Here is a 16,649-nt window from a genome sequence, read left to right as displayed (position 1 = left end):
GAACTCAGAAGTGAAACGCCGTAGCGCCGATGGTAGTGTGGGGTCTCCCCATGCGAGAGTAGGGAACTGCCAGGCATCAAATTCGTTCCTTTTCCCCTGACAAGGAAAATAACAGGAACAGACGGCCATCAGCCAGTTGCTGACAGCTGTGAAAGAATCGGTGGAGCGGTAGTTCAGTTGGTTAGAATACCTGCCTGTCACGCAGGGGGTCGCGGGTTCGAGCCCCGTCCGTTCCGCCACTTAATTGGAAAGCCCTGACTTAACGGTCAGGGCTTTTTCCATTGCAGCAAATTCAACACGGAAAAATACACCGCGCTGATTCTCTTCGATCTCCCGGATCATTTTAACGATCGCTAATTCTTTGAATCTGAAGCGATAATCGCGCAATCGATCCCACCCCTTCCAAATTGTGTGCGGGCAGACCCCGATCAGGCCTGCCCCTGTAGACTTCAGGTACGCCACGGCTGGTCAGCTGTCCACTCACTCAGAAAATCGATAAAAGCGCGCACACGCTGGCTTACGCCAATATCACTGTAGTAAACAGCATGGAAGGGCATCTCGACCGGCAGACGCTGATCGGCCAACACTTCCACCAGTTTTCCCTCAGCAACTTCACGATCGATCATATAGTCCGACAGGCAGGCAATACCATTACCGGTAAGACAGAGCTGCTTAATCGTCTCTCCGCTGTTAGAGGAGATAGCCCAGCTAATATCATAGAGTTCGCCGCTTTCACGGGAGACGGGCCAGCGATTGAGTCGTGGGGAATCATCAAAGCCGAGACAGTGGTGGTTATCCAGCTCAGCCACCGTTTGCGGTGTCCCATGCTCACGGAGATAGGCGGGTGAAGCAACCATCTTGCGAAAGCTCCTGAACAGCAGCCGGGCGCGCAGCGTTGAGTCGGTGAGATTGCCGGCGCGAATGGCGATATCCACTTTCCGCTCAATCAGATTGATAAAACTCTCTGAGGAGATCAAAGAAAGAGTCACGTCAGGATAGCGCAGACGAAAGGGTTTAATCATCGGCATCAGCAAATGCAGAATGACCGGCGTCGCGGCATCAACGCGCAGTAGTCCTTTAGGCGCCTGTAAACTCTCGATCAAATCGCTTTCTGCCGTGGTCATCTCCTGCAAAAAACGTTGAACATGGCGAAAATAGCGTTCGCCCTCCTGCGTAAGCGCCAGCTGCCGTGTTGTGCGGGTCAGCAGGGCAATACCCAGCTTGCTCTCCAGCTTTTTAACTGTCCTGCTGACGGCAGAGTTAGCCATCTTCAGCTGTTCAGCAGCGCGACTGAAACTTCCACTTTCTACTACGCTGACAAACACTTTTAGTTCATCAGAAGATGCCTTCATTCTTCCTCCCTGCAGTCACATGGCCATTAAGCCAGTTTATGACTGATAATGCTGTTATAACCAGTACAGGAGCCGTTAACGATGACATCGGGGATGTCACCGCCTGATCTGCCTCGTTTTGCTTAGCGAACGTAAAAGGGCTGCTTTATTCTGGAAAAGGTGATGAATTCTGACATTCACCTGCATCCATTGAAACCCCGGTCTAAAATCCCTATAACAGACAGGTGTTAACTGTATTTTGAATCATCAGCCAGGCGGGAAAGTGCGCAAAAAAACTTATGCAATGCGATATGTAGCAGGACAACCAGTGGAACAGATCTTTCCACCTGGCGCGATGCTCCATCTCGGTCAGGCACTGCCACCCGGCGCACCCTTGCCCGCGCACCCAAACCTCAAAGTTCTGGTGTGGAACATCTTCAAGCAGCAACGCGCAGACTGGATGTCGGTACTGGAAGGATTTGGTAAAGATGCGCACCTGGTATTACTGCAGGAAGCGCAGACCACACCAGAACTGGTGGAATTTGCCACCAGTAATTATCTTGCTGCCGATCAGGTACCTGCCTTTGTGCTGCCTCAGCATCCCTCTGGGGTGATGACGCTCGCCTCTGCGCACCCGGTCTATTGCTGCCCGTTGCGTGAGCGTGAGCCTCTGCTGAGGCTGTCAAAATCGGCACTGGTCACGGCGTATCCGCTGCCCACGGGGGAAATGCTGATGGTCGTGAACATCCATGCGGTAAATTTCAGCCTGGGCGTCGACGTCTACAGTAAACAGCTGGGGCCAATCGGGGAGCAGATCATGCATCACCAGGGGCCGGTGATTATGGCCGGGGATTTCAATGCCTGGAGCCGTCAGCGTATCAATGCACTCTACCGTTTTGCACAGCGAATGAAGCTGGAAGAGGTCATGTTCACTGCCGATCACCGCCGTAAAGCCTTTGGTCGCCCGCTGGATTTCGTCTTCTATCGCGATCTCAGGGTGAGTGAGGCATCCGTGCTGGTGACGCGCGCGTCCGACCATAACCCCTTACTGGTGGAGTTCAGTTCAGGAAGCTAGTCCGGTGCATTAAGCGAGCCTGCAGAAGGAGGAGGGAAGTCCGGCAGATGAGTAAACGGTGGCGGATGAATAAAAGAAAAAGGCTGACAAATGTCAGCCTTTTCAACGTATCAGGTATCAGGTGTTGCGTTATTATTCACAAACAGCGTTAAGTTATCGCCGGGTTGAATATCTTTCGCACTGTCCAGCACACTGTTCCAGCGCATCACGTCTTTGATATTAACGCCGTGATGACGGGCAATACTGTCAAGAGAATCACCCTTACGAACACGATAGGTGATGCTGTTGCCGTTATCAGCCAGTCGGGTGCCATTCGAACCAATGGTCAGAGTCTGACCCGGTCGGATATCAGCACCGCGCAGGTTGTTATCCTGCTTCAGTGTCGAGACGCTAACGCCAAGTTTTGAGGCGATACCAGAGAGCGTATCACCCCGTCGCACTTTGTACCCGCCACTCGCACTGGCTTTCGCAAGCTGAGTAGGCTGTACCGCTGCGATGTCACCAGAAGCCAGTGAGTTACGCAGTTTCGCGACGTTCGACTTCGGCACCATAATATAGTGTGGGCCGTTTGGCGCTGTTGCGCCGCCTTTGTAACCGGTATTGAAGCTCTTCAGTTTCGTGAGCGACATACCCGCCATTTCGGCAGCCTGCGTCAGCTGTATCTGCTGACCCACTTCCACTCGCGCCAGAGCACGACTTTCATTAGGTGTCGGCAGTTTGATACCGTAACGCTTGTTATTTTTGAGCAGTTCACTCAGAGCTAACATTTTAGGCACATACACGGTCGTTTCACGTGGCAGCGATAAATGCCAGAAGTCAGTCGGCTTACCGCGCGCCTTGTTCTGCTTTATCGCTTTGAGTACACGTCCTTCACCACTGTTGTACGCTGCGATGGTTAATAACCAGTCGCCGTCGAACATGGTGTTAAGACGCTGCATCATATCCAGCGCAACTTTCGTGGATGCGACCACATCGCGTCGCCCATCGTAATACTGGTTCTGTTTCAAACCATAGTTTCGACCTGTTGCAGCAACAATCTGCCAGATACCAGCGGCATTGGCTGATGAAGTTGCCCGGGGGTCAAAAGCGCTCTCCACTATGGGTAGCAGTACCAGTTCCATCGGCATTTTACGTTTCTGTATCTGCTCGACTATCCAGTACATGTACGGCTCTGCCCGTAATGTTACATCGTGGAGATAGCTCTTATTTTTTAAAAATTTACTTTTTTGTTCGCGGATTGCCGGGTTTTCCGGAATCCCCATCTTCAACTCGTCACTAATGAAACTCCAGAGATCTGCGTCTGCTGCGAGGCCAGTTCCATCTTCCTGCCATCGCGGCGACAAAAACTCGTCTCCGTACTTTCCATTTTCACCTTGACCAGCTGAAGACAGACTCTGTGCATGCTGTACCGGGATATTGGCATCGTTCCTGGACGCCTGACATCCTACCAGCAAGACTGAGGCGAGTAAGATCGCTTTAGCCTTCATGTGTGTGTCAATAGTTCGCTTAAAAGACGAGCAACTATACGTGACGACTTTTCACAACACAACCCGAAAAATCAAAAAGCGTCTTTCTTCTCGCGTAGAACGGCAAATGAACGCCATACGGGTTCATCAGTAACGTTAACGTTTAATGCCCTTTGTAAATCAACGTCTTGCGTGCGAAGAAATAAATTTATTGTCCGTTCGTGCGCCAGTTTTGTGGGCAAACTAATGCCATTTTCAGCGCGTAAGTCCTTAATTTTCTGATATTCGGCCGTTATTTGTGGGTCATGGGGCAGAATAGCCGCAGCAAACTTCAGATTGGATAAAGTATATTCATGTGCGCAGCAGACTAATGTTTCACCTGGAAGCTGGTTAAGCTTTTGAAAGGAATCATACATCTGCTCTGCCGTGCCCTCAAAAAGGCGTCCGCAGCCGCCCGAAAAGAGTGTGTCACCACAGAAAAGATAAGGTGAGCTGTAATATGAGATATGTCCTAAAGTGTGACCAGGGGTGTGGATCACCTCAAACGTCAGGCCCAGTACCGTGACCTTATCGCCTTCGCTGACTATGGTTCTGGCCCCTTTAGCCGCAGTTTCCTGGGGACCATAGACCTCAAGCTGAGGGAAATGCTCGCACAGTGTTTTCACTCCGCCCGTGTGGTCGTTATGGTGGTGAGTCAGCAGAATAGCGACCGGCTGCCAGCCGTTGGAGGCCATTTTTTCTAACACCGGTTGGGCTTCGCCGGGATCGACAATCAGGCATTTACCGTCATCATCAGTCAGCGTCCAGATGTAGTTGTCCTGCAACGCAGGAATACTGGTAAGATTCATCATCACCTCTCGCAGGTCGTAGGAAAAGGAAGAGCGTAAAGCATGAAGCCCGCTAAATCACGCCAGATTCTGAACGCACCGCTGTCATGGCGCGATATGCCGTGGGGAGATTATTTCCGCGACGCGCTAACGCAGCAGCTTCAGCCTTACCTTGGAAAGCTTTATGGCTTTCATATGCTTAAGCTTGGCAACCTCAGCGCAGAAATCAACACCGAAAACTGTGCTATTTCACATCAGGTCAATGTTGGCAGGGAAGGTGAGCTGTTACAGGTGCTGGCTGACCCGATGCAACTGCCGTTTGAGTCGAAGTCGATCGATGCCTGTTTGCTGGCCCATACGCTCGCCTGGAGCCAGGATCCTCACCGGGTGTTACGTGAAGTAGATAGGGTGTTAATTGATGATGGCTGGATGATTATCAGCGGCTTCAATCCATTCAGCCTGCTCGGCGTGAGTAAGATGGTGCCGGGCCTGAACCGCAAAGCCCCCTGGAGCGGACGGATGTTCAGCCAGGTGCGGTTAGTCGACTGGCTGGGACTGTTGAATTATGAGGTAGTCTATCGCACCCGCTTTCAGGTGCTGCCGTGGCATCGGCAGGGCGGAAAACTGATCAGCGCCCACTTACCGGCGCTGGGCTGTCTGAATATTGTGGTGGCACGTAAACGCACCTTCCCGCTGCTGCCGACCCGGGCTAAGAAGAGTATGAGCACCAGCAAGATCCGCCAGACGGTCAATGCCACACGCCAGTTCCGGCAGGCAGAGGATCAGGATTCGGTTTTATAACCGATATCCTCAAAAGCGGGATTTTCAGCCGCGCTGCGGGCCAGCACGTCGCAGCGCTCATTTTCCGGATGTCCGGCATGGCCTTTAACCCACTCCCACTGAATCTTATGGGTGCTGAGTGCTAAGTCGAGACGCTGCCAGAGATCGACATTCTTCACCGGCTTTTTGTCGGCGGTTTTCCAGCCACGCTTTTTCCAGTTATGGATCCAGCTGGTAATTCCCTGACGCACATACTGACTGTCGGTACTGAGCACCACATCGCACGGCTGAGTCAGCGCTTCCAGTGAGACAATCGCCGCCATCAACTCCATCCGGTTATTGGTGGTAAGGTGATAGCCCGCGCTGAAGGTTTTCTCATGCTGACCGTAGCGTAAAATCGCCCCATAACCGCCGGGGCCGGGATTTCCAAGACAGGATCCATCGGTGAATATTTCTACCTGTTTGCGCATCTCTGGTAGACTTCCTCTCAAAAACGCTAAGTCTGACATAAAACGGGTCTTATGAGCACTGCAAATAACCGCCAGATCGTTCTCGATACTGAAACCACCGGCATGAACATGATCGGGGTACATTATGAGGGGCACCGCATCATTGAGATTGGTGCGGTAGAGGTGATTAACCGTCGCCTGACCGGTAACAATTTCCATATGTATCTCAAGCCCGATCGGCTGGTCGATCCCGAAGCCTTTGGCGTACACGGCATTGCCGATGAGTTCCTGGCCGACAAGCCTGCCTTCAGCGAGATTGCCGATGAGTTTCTCGACTACATTCGCGGTGCTGAATTAGTGATCCATAACGCCCCGTTTGATATCGGCTTTATGGACTACGAGTTTGCAAAGCTGAACCGTGGCATTGAGAAAACCGAAACCTTCTGCAAAATCACCGACAGTCTGGCGCTGGCGCGCCGTATGTTTCCCGGCAAGCGCAACAGCCTTGATGCGCTTTGCTCGCGTTACGAAATAGACAACAGCAAACGAACCCTGCACGGCGCACTGCTCGATGCCGAGATTCTGGCTGAAGTCTTCCTGACGATGACCGGCGGACAGACTTCACTCTCCTTTTTATCGGAAAGTGAAAGCGCCCGACAGGCGCAGGGAGAGAGCATCCAGCGCATCGTGCGTCCCACCTCTGCACTGCGAGTGGTCACGGCCAGCGATGAAGAAGTGGTTGCCCATGAGTCACGTCTGGATCTGGTGATGAAAAAGGGTGGCAGCTGCCTGTGGCGCGGCTGAATTACGCATTTTTGTGGATAAAATCAACGGCAAGCTGAAAAAAACAGCAAACGATTTGTTCGCCTGGAAAAAGCGTTGACGTCGCAACAGGCTGCCATTACTATGCGCCTCGTTCCCGACGGGGAACAAAGCGCGGAGCGGTAGTTCAGTTGGTTAGAATACCTGCCTGTCACGCAGGGGGTCGCGGGTTCGAGCCCCGTCCGTTCCGCCAATCTCTTTAAAAAAGCCGATTCAGAAATGAATCGGCTTTTTGCTGTCTGCTATTCAGCGGTGGCCTGGTTCTTCTGCGGCATCACCTCGCCTTGCCAGCGGGCGACATCCTCCGCCTCACGATCTTCACGGGCGATAAAGCGATAGCAGCCTGCCGCCAGACCGGCGCCAATAAACCAGCTGAAATTCGCCACCTGATGCAGGGAAGGGATAAAGCTAATCACCAGGCAAATCGCCACCGATGGCAGCAGTGCGCCAATCGCTTTAGGGTTAAAGCCACCGCGATACCAGTAACGGCCTGCTGGCGTATCGTTAAAAAGATCGTCGACCGAGATACGTCCACGTTTAATCAGATAGAAATCGGTCAGCAGAATCCCGAACAGCGGCCCGATAAACGATCCCAGCACATCCAGCGTATAGTGAATCAGCTCAGGAGACTGGAACAGATTCCACGGCGTTAACAGCACCGACCCCACCGCAGCGATCATCCCGCCGGTACGGAAACTGATTTTCTGCGGTGAACAGTTGGAGAAGTCAAAAGCGGGCGAGACGAAGTTCGCCACGATATTGATGCCGATGGTAGCGGTAATCATGGTCAGCAATCCAATCGCGACCGCCAGATCGTTGCCGACCATGCTCACGGTTTCGATGGGATCGGTAATCATTTTGCCAAACAGCGACTGGGTGCCCGACACAATCACTACGGTCACCACCGAGAACAGCAGAAAGTTAAACGGCAGTCCCCAGCGGTTGCCGCGACGGATCTCTGACATGCTTTTGCCGTAGCGTGAAAAGTCACCGAAGTTCAGCAGCGGCCCGGAGAAGTAAGAGACCACCAGCGCCGTCGCCGTAATCATCTGCCACGTCTGCTCGCCTGCGGTCAGCGATTTGCTGGCGAGAGTAAACGAGATCCCATCGAAGCCGGTCTTGTATACAATCCAGCCCGCCAGCGCCACCATCACCACATAGACCGCCGGTCCGGCGACATCAATAAACCGTTTGATGGCGTTCATGCCATGCCAGAACACCATCGCCTGCAGTAACCACATAATGCCGAAGCAGCACCAGCCCAGCAGCGACAGACCAAGCCAGTGCGGCACGGTCATCGACGTCAGCGACGGCGCGAACTTCAGCAGCACCAGCATCAGCGCATTCGCCGCCAGATAGGTCTGGATGCCATACCAGGCGAACGCGATCAGACCGCGTATCACTGCCGGGATATTGGCACCAAACACCCCAAACGCCTGACGGCAGATCACCGCATAGGGGACGCCCGCCATCTGGCTCGGTTTCGCCACCAGATTCGCACAGATCTGCACGATGCAGATCCCCGCCAGCAGGCAGAGCAGCACCTGCCAGCTGGCTAATCCCAGCGTGAAGAAGCTGGCGGCCACCACATAGCCGCCCATGCTGTGCACATCCGACATCCAGAAAGAAAAAATGTTGTACCACGACCAGTTCTGATCGCGAGTCGGTGCCAGGTCGTCGTTACAGAGTCGTGGGCTGTAACGGGCGTTGGCTTCAGAGGCCGTGCTGGCCACCGTTGATTGATTTGGCATGAAACCTGCTCCTCTACCCGAGAGTGGAATGAATAATCTGGTAAAGCGGTATTGCAGGATCCAGGCCAGATCTCTTTTCTTGTATACAATATTTATTTTTCACGTATACGATATGTGGCGTACAGCAAGCGACCGGAGCGGGTAATGACGAGTAAAACAGGACAGCGAGACGCCACCAGGCTGCAGGATAAAGATGAAGGGATTTACCAGGCGTTGATGAACGCCATTGTTGAGCATCAGCTGCCGCCGGGCAGTAAACTGCCGGAAGAGGCCCTTTCCGGGGTCTTCGGTGTGAGCCGCACCGGCATCCGCAAAGTGCTGCAACGCCTCGCGGCGGTGCAAATGGTCACTCTGACGCCCAAACGTGGTGCGCAGGTCTCCACACCCGGCGTTGAAGAGGCGCGGGATATCTTCTCAACCCGCAGTTTAATGGAGTGCGCTAATCTGCCAGTGGTCCTGGCCCATCTGCAGCCCCCGCATCTGGTGGCGCTGGAGCAGCTCATCGCGCAGGAGAATCAGGCGCACGCCGATCATGATGGCCCGGCAGCCATCCGGCTGTCAGCGGCCTTTCATATTCAGTTACAGGCGATCTCCGGGAATCAGGTGCTCACCGGCATGGTGACCAGTCTGACGCAGCGCTCATCACTGGTGATCGCCGCCTATGGCGCACCCTGGCAGCGTGGCTGCCGCTGTGACGATCATGCGAATCTGCTTCAGTTATTGCGCGCGCGTGCGCTGCAGCCGCTGACGCAGGCGCTACAGCATCACTTCGAGCACATCGTCTCCAGCCTGCACTTTGAGCGCAGCGGGGAAACGCTGCCCGACTTTTCCCGACTGTTTGCCGCAGGCTCTGGAGCGGCCTCATGAGCCTGATTCAGGTTATTAACCCTAATACCAGCCTGGCGATGACCGAAACTATCGGTCAGGCCGCGCGTGCGGTCGCCGCACCGGGCACCGAAATTCTAGCTGTTTCGCCGTCGCAGGGCGTGCCTTCCATTGAAGGGCACTTCGATGAGGCGATCGCCGCCATCGGCGTACTGGACCAGATTAAACTGGGCAGAGCGCAGGGCGTTAGCGGCCACGTCATTGCCTGCTTTGGCGATCCGGGTTTGCTGGCGGCACGCGAGCTGGCCAGCGGACCGGTGATCGGCATTGCGGAAGCGGCGATGCATACCGCCACGCTGCTGGCGACGCGTTTCTCCATTGTCACCACGCTGCCGCGCACCCTGGTGATTGCGCGTCATCTGCTGCAGCAGTATGGCTTTACCCATCACTGTGCCGCGCTGCATGCCATCGATCTGCCGGTACTGGCGCTGGAAGATGGCAGCGGCCTGGCGCAGGAAAAAGTGCGGCAGCGCTGCATTCAGGCTAAACGGGAAGATGGCAGCGGGGCGATTGTGCTGGGCTGTGGCGGAATGGCGACGCTGGCCGGGGAGCTGACCCGGGAGCTCGGCCTGCCGGTGATCGATGGCGTCAGCGCGGCGGTGAAGATGGTGGAGTCGCTGGTGGCGCTTGGTTTTGGCACCAGCAAACATGGTGATCTGGCCTGGCCTTTGCAGAAACCTCTCTCAGGTGCGTTTCAGCATCTAAACTAACGGAACTTTCCCGAATCAAAACAGGTGGAGTGATGACTGACGCTGCAGAGAAGAAAGAGTACAGTTTTAATAAAAACTATCCGCGCGATTTAATCGGTTATGGCGCTCATCCGCCGCACGCCGCCTGGCCCAACAACGCCCGTGTGGCGGTGCAGTTTGTTCTGAACTACGAAGAGGGCGCAGAAAACAGCGTGCTGCACGGCGACACCGGCTCAGAGCAGTTCCTCTCCGACATCATCGGGGCAGCCAGCTATCCCGATCGCCACATGTCGATGGAGTCGCTGTATGAGTACGGCTCACGCGCCGGTTTCTGGCGCATCCACAACGAATTCCAGAAACGCGGTCTGCCGTTAACGGTTTTCGGCGTGGCGATGGCGCTGGCGCGTCATCCGGAAGTCGTCGAGGCAATTAAACAGGCTGACTACGATGTGGTCAGTCACGGCTGGCGCTGGATCCACTATCAGGGCATGGATGCAAAAACCGAACGCCAGCATATGCAGCAGGCGGTCGATGTGCTGGTCGATCTGTTTGGTAAAGCGCCGACCGGCTGGTACACCGGCCGCGACAGCCCGAATACCCGGCGGCTGGTGGTGGAGCAGGGCGGTTTCAGCTATGACAGTGACTACTACGGCGACGATCTGCCTTTCTGGACCCAGGTCACCTGTCAGGATGGAACGGTTAAGCCGCACCTGATTATCCCCTACACCCTGGAGTGCAATGACATGCGCTTTGCCTCGCCGCAGGGATTTAATACCGCCGAACAGTTCTTTACCTATTTGCGCGACAGCTTCGATGTGCTGTATGAAGAGGGCGAAACCGCACCAAAGATGATGTCGATCGGTATGCATTGCCGCCTGCTGGGCCGTCCTGGCAAATTCCGCGCGTTGCAGAATTTTCTCGATCACATCCAGCAGCATGAGGATGTCTGGATCTGTACCCGTCAGCAGATCGCTGACCACTGGATCAACACGCACCCGGCACCTTAAGCCGGTTCCGGCGCTCGCCCCGCGTTGATCGGGCGAAGCGCCGGACGATGTCAGCTCATCAGGCTGACCTGCGCCGCTACGATGCACCAGCCGTGGGGCATGCGTACCCAGGTCTGCTGCTGACGGCCAATTTTATCGCTGCCGGTGCGGGTAAATTCGGTGCTGCAGACCGCATAATCCTCGCCAAAGGTGGTGATCACGGTGTTTCGCAGCGTCCGGTTCAGCCCGGCTGAAGGACGCGCGGCGCGGAAGGCCCGAATCTCATCAATGCCATACAGATTCTCACCTGCGCCGAGGCGCACGGTTCGCGGGTCGTGCCAGAACAACGCATCCAGTTCGGCCACGTCATTGCTGACCAGCGCCTGCTCGTAGCGGTAAAACTGCGCCGTCACCTCGGTGACTACCTGCGGTAAATTAATCTCTCTGTTCATCAGGCTCCAGCCATATTGATTTGCGGTATCGTAATGCCGCGTTGTTCCAGTGCCCAGGCGGCACGTAACACCGCCTCTTCATTAAATGGACGGGCGATAAGCTGTAATCCAATCGGCAGACCGCTTCGGGTCGCCAGCGGCACGGTACAGACCGGCAATCCCAGGAAGGAGATCGGCTGCGTCAGCATACCCATGCTCGCCTTAGCGGGCAGCGATTCCCCCTGAATCGACAGGGTCTGCTGACCGATGGTGATCGCGCTGCAGGGTGTCGCCGGCGCTATCAGCACATCAAACCGATCAAAAAGCGGCAACACCTGCTGCTGGAAATGGCGGCGGAAACGCTGCGCCTGCACGTACCAGGCACCTGGCATCATGGCACCGGCCAGCAGACGCTCGCGTGAATTGGGTTCAAACTGCTCAGGCGTCTGGCGCAGGGCGGGCAGATAGTGATTGCCGCCTTCTGCCGCGGTCATGATAAACGCCGCCGAGCGTGCCAGCTCAGCGTCTGGCATCAGCACCTCTTCCTGTGCATCAAGTGCTGCCGCGATCACCGCGACGGCAGCGCGGGCATCCTCATCGCACCAGCGGGCAAAAAAGCCACCCAGTACGCCGCAGCGCAAGCCTTCGCTGCCCTGTGACAGCCCCGGTAGCGTCGCGGCCAGCGGGCGATCGGCCTGAAACGCATCGGTGTGGTCTGCGCCCTGCAACAGATCATATACCAGCGCCAGGTCTTCAACCCGCCGCGCCAGAGGACCGATGTGATCGAGGCTGGCGACAAACGGATGGCTGCCGCTGCGTGACAACCGGCCAAAGGTCGGCTTAAGACCAAAAATACCGCACAGCGACGCGGGCACCCGAATCGAGCCGTTGGTGTCGGTGCCCAGTGAAAAGTGGACCAGACCGGCGGCCACGGCAGCCGCCGAACCGCCTGACGAGCCGCCAGCCACGCGGCTGAGATCGCGCGGATTGTGCGTCGCGCCGTAGTGGCTGTTTTCGGTGGTAAAACCATACGCGTAGGCATCCATGTTCAGCATGCCAGACAGCAGCGCACCAGAGCGACGCAGTTTATCGACAGCAAACGCATCTGCACGTGCCGCCGGCCGGTCGCTGAACAGGCTGGCACCGGCCAGGGTAGTGTGACCCGCCACATCAAACAGGTTTTTTACCGCATACGGGATGCCCGCCAGCGGTGGCAGGGTTTCGCCGCGCTGCCGCTGCGCATCAATCGCACTGGCTTCTTTTAACATGCGCGGCCCGGTCACTTCCGTCCAGGCATTCAGCGCCGGATTGTGCTGCTCAACCGCCTGCAGCGTGCGCTTTGCCACTTCCAGCGCACTGATTTCACCCTGCTGAATCGCCCGCTGCAGGGTCTGAATCGAAACGTCACCTAATCTCATGCCTGGTATACTCCTGCCACTTCAAGCCGGTCATCCAGCGGAAACGCCATCAGCGGCGCGGCCATCTCCGCGATACGCGACAGCTGGATCAGCAGTTCAGCGCGGCGGGCGTCATCCAGTTCCAGTTGCAGTATCTGCTCCATATGGCCGATGTAGCTGGCCCAGTCGTGTTGATTCATGATTCGCTCCTGTTAAAAACCGGCGGCGCTGCCGTTACTGCGTGGATCGCTTGCGCCCTCAAACATGCCGTTGCTGTGGCGCACAATGGCGCCCGCATGGCCTACGGATTCGCTGAAGTCCGGCAGCAGCTCCACCTCATGTCCCCACAGACGCAGCATCAATACCGTTTCGTCGTCAAAACGGCCTTCCAGTTTCAGCGAGTCTGATGATTGCCCCCAGGTCCGGCCCAGCAGCCAGCGCGGCGCACTGACTGCCTGTTGTAACGGCAAGCCCTGAATCACATGGCGGGTAAAAATCGCCGCCTGAGTCTGCGGCTGTCCATCCCCACCCATCGCGCCATACACCAGCGTCCGGCCATCTTTCAGCCGTGCGGCGGCGGGATTCAGGGTATGAAACGGTTGCTTACCGGGTGCCAGGGCCAGCAGATGGTCAGGATCGAGGCTGAAAGCGGCGCCGCGGTTCTGCCAGGTGATACCCGTGCCGGGCAGCACCACACCACTGCCAAATTCGTGATAAATGCTCTGAATAAAGGAGACGGCCAGGCCGCTGCTGTCCATCACGCCCATCCAGACCGTATCGCCCGGCCCGCGTCCGTTTCCCCATGCCGCCGCCTCTCCATCGGTGATCTGGCTGGCGAGCGTGGCAAGGTGATCGCTGTCCAGCAGCGCCTGCAAATCTTCCGTGACGTGACGCGGATCGGTGATGTGTTTGTCGCGCAGTGCAAATGCTTTTTTGGTGGCTTCCACGATACGGTGCACCGTCTGCGCATCGTCAGCCTCCGCCATCTCCAGCCGATCGGTGATGCCCAGGATCGCCAGCGACACCATGCCCTGCGTTGGCGGGGTGATATTCCAGATGTCACCTTCGCTGTGGGAGAGATGCAGCGGCGTCGTGCGGCGGGCGCGATGCTGCTGCAGATCGGCCAGCGTCACCGGCATGCCCAGCGTGGCCATCTCATCGGCCATATGGTGAGCCAGCGGGCCGCGATAAAAGCTGTCGAGTCCCTCTTCAGTAAGCTGGCTCAGGGTGTTTGCCAGGGCGGACTGGGTAAAACGGCTGCCTGGCTGCGGCACGTTGCCGTCAGGCATAAAGGTGGCGCTGAAGCCAGGCTGATGCTGCAATTCACTGCGGAACGTCGCGGTGGCGGCGCTCTGTGAGGCAGTCACCGGAATACCGTCAGCGGCGTAGCGAATCGCATCGCGCAGCAGACGTGCCAGCGGCAGCGGTGGGGTGCCCATCTCAGCCGAGAGATTCAGTGCCTCCTGCCAGCCGCTGACCGTACCGGCCACGGTCAGCGCCGCTTTCGGCCCGCGATGCGGAATCTTAGGGTGATCGGCGTAGAAATCGTGATGAGCCAGCGAACCGGCTGCGCCGCTGGCGTCGATAGCGACAGGATCGCCGCCGGGCGGCAGAATCAGCCAGAAACCATCACCGCCCAGTCCATTCATATGCGGGTAGACCACGGCGATGGTCGCGGCAGCGGCCACCATCGCTTCAATGGCATTACCGCCATCACGCAGTACCGCGAGCGCGCTTTCACTCGCCAGATGGTGTGGCGTCACCGCCATCCCCTGCGGGGCCATATTGCTTTGAATCATCTTTTTCTCGTTATCCGGGTGACAGAACCGATAACAAAGCAAGAGCTGTTCCAGTTTTCACCCTGAGCTGACAATACGCCGGTTAACCTGGCGCAAATTGTGCTAGCTTCTGCTGAAACAAAAGTTACAGGACGGGTTATGAAACAGCTTGATGAACGACTCAGGAGTCACTATCCCCAGCTCTCCCCGCAGGAGCAGCGTATTGCCGACTTCGTGTTTGACCACTTCGATGACCTGATCAGCTACAACAGTGCCGAGCTGGCGCGGCTCAGTGGCGTGTCGAAAGCCACGGTCAGCCGGCTGTTTAAGCGTCTGGGCTATGAAAAATACAAGGATATGCGTGATGAGTTACGCATCCTGCGCCAGAGCGGCATGCCGCTGACCGATAATCGTGATGCGGTGCAGGGCAATACGCTGCTGGCGCGACACTACAAGCAGGAGATGGCTAACCTGACGCAGTGGGTGAACAGTCTGGATGCCCGGCACTTTAATGAGGTTATCCAGCAGCTGGCGCAGGCAAAACGCGTCTTTATCATCGGCATGCGCAACGCCTATCCGGTGGCACTGCATCTGCGACAGCAGCTGGTGCAGGCGCGTTCGCAGGTACATATCCTGCCGCAGCCGGGCCAGACGCTGGCTGAGGAGCTGGTGGATATTACGCCGGAGGATATGGTGGTCGTGATGGCCTTCCGTCGTCGTCCCCGCATCATTCGCCCGCTGATGCAGCAGTTGCAGGCGGCCGGTATCCCGCTGCTGGCGCTGTGTGAGCCGCAGGCGCAGACGGTGATTGCGCTGGCGCGCTGGCAGCTCTGTACGCCGCTGGACAGCGTTTCCGCCTTCGACAGTTATGGCTCCGCCATGAGTCTGGTTAACCTGATTGCCAATGCACTGCTGCATGAAATGCTGGCACAGGGACGTCAGCGCATTCATCAGATCGCCGACCTTTACCAGCAGTTTGACGAGCTGGAGCACCGCTAAAAGGCACCGTTTTGGTGCTTTGCCCCATTTCAGAACAGACCTTCCCCCGGCGTAGTCGTCCCGATTACGCCAGATTTCAGCCGAATGCTTTGCCGCTTAACCCTTTTTCTGTGGCCGTCCGGATTGGCACATTAGTTGCAGATTGCATCTCAAAGAATCTTTTGTTTCACGTTAATCTCACCGGGGTGCATAATGAAAAAAGTTTTGATGGCGGTTGCGACAGCGGCATTACTGATGGCACAAGCGGGAAGCGCGCTGGCCGATCAACTGCAGGACATCCAGAAACGCGGCGTCATTCGCATCGCCGTGCCGCAGGATTTCCCGCCGTTTGGCTCGGTTGGCACCGATCTGCAGCCGCAGGGGTATGACATCGACACGGCCAGATACCTGGCAAAGCAGATGAAACTTAAGTTGCAGCTGGTGCCGGTCAGCAGTGCCAACCGCGTGCCTTATCTGCAAACCGACAAGGTCGACCTGGTCATCTCCAGCATGGGTAAAAATGCCGAGCGGGAAAAAGTGATCGACTTCACCCGCGCCTATGCGCCGTTCTTCCTGGGTGTATTCGGGCCGAAAGGCGATGAAATCAAAGCGGCGTCTGCCCTGAGCGGCAAATCGATCGGCGTAACACGTGGTGCAGTAGAGGACATGGTGCTCAGTGACGTTGCGCCGAAAGATGCACAGGTGAAACGCTACGAAGATAACAACACTACCTTGTCTGCGTATCTCTCCGGTCAGGTGCAGTATGTGGCGACCGGCAACCTGGTGGTCGCCGCCATTGCCCGTCAGAATCCGGCTAAAGCGCCGGTGGCGCAGTTTATGCTGAAAGATTCTCCCTGCTATATCGGCCTGAAGAAAGATCAGCCGGCACTGAAAGCGAAAGTGAATGCGCTGATTGAGCAGGGCATCAAAGATGGCACCCTGAATAAACTGTCAGAAGAGTGGCTGAAAGCGCCGCTGCCCGCCAACCTCGGCGCCTGAGGAAA

18 protein-coding genes and 2 tRNA genes are annotated in these 16,649 nt (G+C 56.4%); 10 read left to right on the top strand and 10 right to left on the bottom strand.

The features are described from left to right. Positions 1–162 precede the first annotated feature (162 nt). A tRNA-Asp gene (locus tag HFD94_RS03155) sits at positions 163–239 on the top strand. Position 240: 1 nt separating this feature from the next. On the opposite strand, the gene HFD94_RS03150 is transcribed toward HFD94_RS03155, so the two are convergent. Together HFD94_RS03150 and yafC are read right to left on the bottom strand one after the other, a co-directional pair. Continuing rightward, entirely contained in the window at positions 241–387 is a 147-nt protein-coding gene (locus HFD94_RS03150) for a hypothetical protein (RefSeq protein ID WP_155724509.1), read from the bottom strand. A 62-nt stretch (positions 388–449) separates the two neighbouring features. Further along, positions 450–1,352 carry a DNA-binding transcriptional regulator YafC gene (gene yafC / locus HFD94_RS03145; protein ID WP_022625197.1) on the bottom strand — a complete coding sequence of 301 codons (903 nt, stop codon included), beginning with the start codon at positions 1,350–1,352 and terminating at the stop codon, positions 450–452. Between the two features lie 262 nt (positions 1,353–1,614). On the opposite strand from yafC, the gene HFD94_RS03140 reads away from it, so the two are divergent. Continuing rightward, the gene (locus tag HFD94_RS03140) at positions 1,615–2,406 is read left to right on the top strand and encodes an endonuclease/exonuclease/phosphatase family protein (protein ID WP_010255114.1); all 792 of its coding nucleotides are present in this window, start codon (positions 1,615–1,617) and stop codon (positions 2,404–2,406) included. Between the two features lie 110 nt (positions 2,407–2,516). Here the strand turns inward: HFD94_RS03140 and mltD are convergent, their stop codons facing one another. Together mltD and gloB are read right to left on the bottom strand one after the other, a co-directional pair. After that, entirely contained in the window at positions 2,517–3,893 is a 1,377-nt protein-coding gene (gene mltD / locus HFD94_RS03135) for a murein transglycosylase D (RefSeq protein ID WP_022625195.1), read from the bottom strand. 71 nt (positions 3,894–3,964) lie between these two features. After that, positions 3,965–4,720: a hydroxyacylglutathione hydrolase gene (gene gloB, locus HFD94_RS03130; RefSeq protein ID WP_010255119.1), complete on the bottom strand. Its 756-nt coding sequence runs from the start codon at positions 4,718–4,720 to the stop codon at positions 3,965–3,967. 42 nt (positions 4,721–4,762) lie between these two features. On the opposite strand from gloB, the gene HFD94_RS03125 reads away from it, so the two are divergent. Next, entirely contained in the window at positions 4,763–5,500 is a 738-nt protein-coding gene (locus HFD94_RS03125; protein WP_010671138.1) for a class I SAM-dependent methyltransferase, read from the top strand. Here the strand turns inward: HFD94_RS03125 and rnhA are convergent. Further along, complete coding sequence (rnhA, locus tag HFD94_RS03120; protein WP_010255125.1) at positions 5,482–5,949, bottom strand: ribonuclease HI; 468 nt, start codon at positions 5,947–5,949, stop codon at positions 5,482–5,484. The two genes, HFD94_RS03125 and rnhA, sit on opposite strands and share 19 nt — an antisense overlap. A gap of 51 nt (positions 5,950–6,000) precedes the next feature. Between rnhA and dnaQ the strand changes: the two genes are divergently transcribed. Both dnaQ and HFD94_RS03110 read left to right on the top strand, forming a co-directional pair. After that, positions 6,001–6,732 (top strand): DNA polymerase III subunit epsilon, encoded by a 732-nt coding sequence (dnaQ, locus tag HFD94_RS03115; RefSeq protein ID WP_010255127.1) that lies wholly within the window; start codon positions 6,001–6,003, stop codon positions 6,730–6,732. Positions 6,733–6,866: 134 nt separating this feature from the next. Continuing rightward, positions 6,867–6,943 (top strand) — tRNA-Asp (locus tag HFD94_RS03110). Positions 6,944–6,992: 49 nt separating this feature from the next. Here HFD94_RS03110 and HFD94_RS03105 read toward each other — a convergent pair. Continuing rightward, on the bottom strand, positions 6,993–8,501 hold the full coding sequence (locus HFD94_RS03105; RefSeq protein WP_010671139.1) for an NCS1 family nucleobase:cation symporter-1: 1,509 nt from the start codon (positions 8,499–8,501) through the stop codon (positions 6,993–6,995). A gap of 144 nt (positions 8,502–8,645) precedes the next feature. Here HFD94_RS03105 and HFD94_RS03100 point away from each other — a divergent pair, with 144 nt between their 5' ends. From HFD94_RS03100 to puuE, 3 genes are read left to right on the top strand one after another with little or no spacing between them, the layout of a single operon-like run. Then, the gene (locus HFD94_RS03100) at positions 8,646–9,368 is read left to right on the top strand and encodes a GntR family transcriptional regulator (RefSeq protein ID WP_010671140.1); all 723 of its coding nucleotides are present in this window, start codon (positions 8,646–8,648) and stop codon (positions 9,366–9,368) included. Continuing rightward, a complete protein-coding gene (hpxA, locus tag HFD94_RS03095) occupies positions 9,365–10,096 on the top strand; it encodes an allantoin racemase (protein WP_167432745.1) in 732 nt (243 codons plus the stop codon). The genes HFD94_RS03100 and hpxA overlap by 4 nt, the downstream gene beginning before the upstream one ends. 32 nt (positions 10,097–10,128) lie before the next feature. Then, positions 10,129–11,082, top strand: coding sequence for an allantoinase PuuE (gene puuE / locus HFD94_RS03090; protein WP_010255138.1), 954 nt, complete (start codon positions 10,129–10,131; stop codon positions 11,080–11,082). A gap of 50 nt (positions 11,083–11,132) precedes the next feature. Here the strand turns inward: puuE and hpxZ are convergent, their stop codons facing one another. Genes hpxZ through HFD94_RS03070 form a run of 4 tightly spaced genes read right to left on the bottom strand, consistent with a single transcriptional unit; the run spans position 11,133 to position 14,688 of the window. Continuing rightward, a complete protein-coding gene (gene hpxZ / locus HFD94_RS03085; RefSeq protein ID WP_010255141.1) occupies positions 11,133–11,513 on the bottom strand; it encodes an oxalurate catabolism protein HpxZ in 381 nt (126 codons plus the stop codon). Beyond that, positions 11,513–12,910, bottom strand: coding sequence for an AtzE family amidohydrolase (locus HFD94_RS03080; RefSeq protein ID WP_122889168.1), 1,398 nt, complete (start codon positions 12,908–12,910; stop codon positions 11,513–11,515). The genes hpxZ and HFD94_RS03080 overlap by 1 nt, the downstream gene beginning before the upstream one ends. After that, on the bottom strand, positions 12,907–13,089 hold the full coding sequence (gene hpxX / locus HFD94_RS03075; RefSeq protein WP_003852562.1) for an oxalurate catabolism protein HpxX: 183 nt from the start codon (positions 13,087–13,089) through the stop codon (positions 12,907–12,909). Before hpxX ends, HFD94_RS03080 begins: the two co-directional genes overlap by 4 nt. Before the next feature lie 12 nt (positions 13,090–13,101). After that, positions 13,102–14,688 (bottom strand): gamma-glutamyltransferase family protein, encoded by a 1,587-nt coding sequence (locus HFD94_RS03070; protein WP_167432744.1) that lies wholly within the window; start codon positions 14,686–14,688, stop codon positions 13,102–13,104. A gap of 138 nt (positions 14,689–14,826) precedes the next feature. On the opposite strand from HFD94_RS03070, the gene hpxU reads away from it, so the two are divergent. Together hpxU and HFD94_RS03060 are read left to right on the top strand one after the other, a co-directional pair. Further along, positions 14,827–15,666, top strand: coding sequence for a MurR/RpiR family transcriptional regulator HpxU (gene hpxU, locus HFD94_RS03065; protein ID WP_010255152.1), 840 nt, complete (start codon positions 14,827–14,829; stop codon positions 15,664–15,666). Positions 15,667–15,858: 192 nt separating this feature from the next. Continuing rightward, on the top strand, positions 15,859–16,644 hold the full coding sequence (locus tag HFD94_RS03060) for a transporter substrate-binding domain-containing protein (RefSeq protein ID WP_010255154.1): 786 nt from the start codon (positions 15,859–15,861) through the stop codon (positions 16,642–16,644). The last annotated feature ends 5 nt before the right edge of the window (positions 16,645–16,649 follow it).

This window comes from Pantoea sp. EKM20T (assembly GCF_011800485.1).
Taxonomy (GTDB): Bacteria; Pseudomonadota; Gammaproteobacteria; order Enterobacterales; family Enterobacteriaceae; genus Pantoea; species Pantoea agglomerans.
This window is presented reverse-complemented; position numbering and strand designations above follow the sequence as displayed.

What these genes read in the sequence shown, in the direction of transcription:
- yafC (WP_022625197.1), bottom strand. Translation starts at nt 1,352, where the DNA reads ATGAAGGCATCTTCTGATGAACTAAAAGTGTTTGTCAGCGTAGTAGAA.
- mltD (WP_022625195.1), bottom strand. Translation starts at nt 3,893, where the DNA reads ATGAAGGCTAAAGCGATCTTACTCGCCTCAGTCTTGCTGGTAGGATGT.
- gloB (WP_010255119.1), bottom strand. Translation starts at nt 4,720, where the DNA reads ATGAATCTTACCAGTATTCCTGCGTTGCAGGACAACTACATCTGGACG.
- HFD94_RS03125 (WP_010671138.1), top strand. Translation starts at nt 4,763, where the DNA reads ATGAAGCCCGCTAAATCACGCCAGATTCTGAACGCACCGCTGTCATGG.
- rnhA (WP_010255125.1), bottom strand. Translation starts at nt 5,949, where the DNA reads ATGCGCAAACAGGTAGAAATATTCACCGATGGATCCTGTCTTGGAAAT.
- dnaQ (WP_010255127.1), top strand. Translation starts at nt 6,001, where the DNA reads ATGAGCACTGCAAATAACCGCCAGATCGTTCTCGATACTGAAACCACC.
- HFD94_RS03105 (WP_010671139.1), bottom strand. Translation starts at nt 8,501, where the DNA reads ATGCCAAATCAATCAACGGTGGCCAGCACGGCCTCTGAAGCCAACGCC.
- HFD94_RS03100 (WP_010671140.1), top strand. Translation starts at nt 8,646, where the DNA reads ATGACGAGTAAAACAGGACAGCGAGACGCCACCAGGCTGCAGGATAAA.
- hpxA (WP_167432745.1), top strand. Translation starts at nt 9,365, where the DNA reads ATGAGCCTGATTCAGGTTATTAACCCTAATACCAGCCTGGCGATGACC.
- puuE (WP_010255138.1), top strand. Translation starts at nt 10,129, where the DNA reads ATGACTGACGCTGCAGAGAAGAAAGAGTACAGTTTTAATAAAAACTAT.
- hpxZ (WP_010255141.1), bottom strand. Translation starts at nt 11,513, where the DNA reads ATGAACAGAGAGATTAATTTACCGCAGGTAGTCACCGAGGTGACGGCG.
- HFD94_RS03080 (WP_122889168.1), bottom strand. Translation starts at nt 12,910, where the DNA reads ATGAGATTAGGTGACGTTTCGATTCAGACCCTGCAGCGGGCGATTCAG.
- hpxX (WP_003852562.1), bottom strand. Translation starts at nt 13,089, where the DNA reads ATGAATCAACACGACTGGGCCAGCTACATCGGCCATATGGAGCAGATA.
- HFD94_RS03070 (WP_167432744.1), bottom strand. Translation starts at nt 14,688, where the DNA reads ATGATTCAAAGCAATATGGCCCCGCAGGGGATGGCGGTGACGCCACAC.
- hpxU (WP_010255152.1), top strand. Translation starts at nt 14,827, where the DNA reads ATGAAACAGCTTGATGAACGACTCAGGAGTCACTATCCCCAGCTCTCC.
- HFD94_RS03060 (WP_010255154.1), top strand. Translation starts at nt 15,859, where the DNA reads ATGAAAAAAGTTTTGATGGCGGTTGCGACAGCGGCATTACTGATGGCA.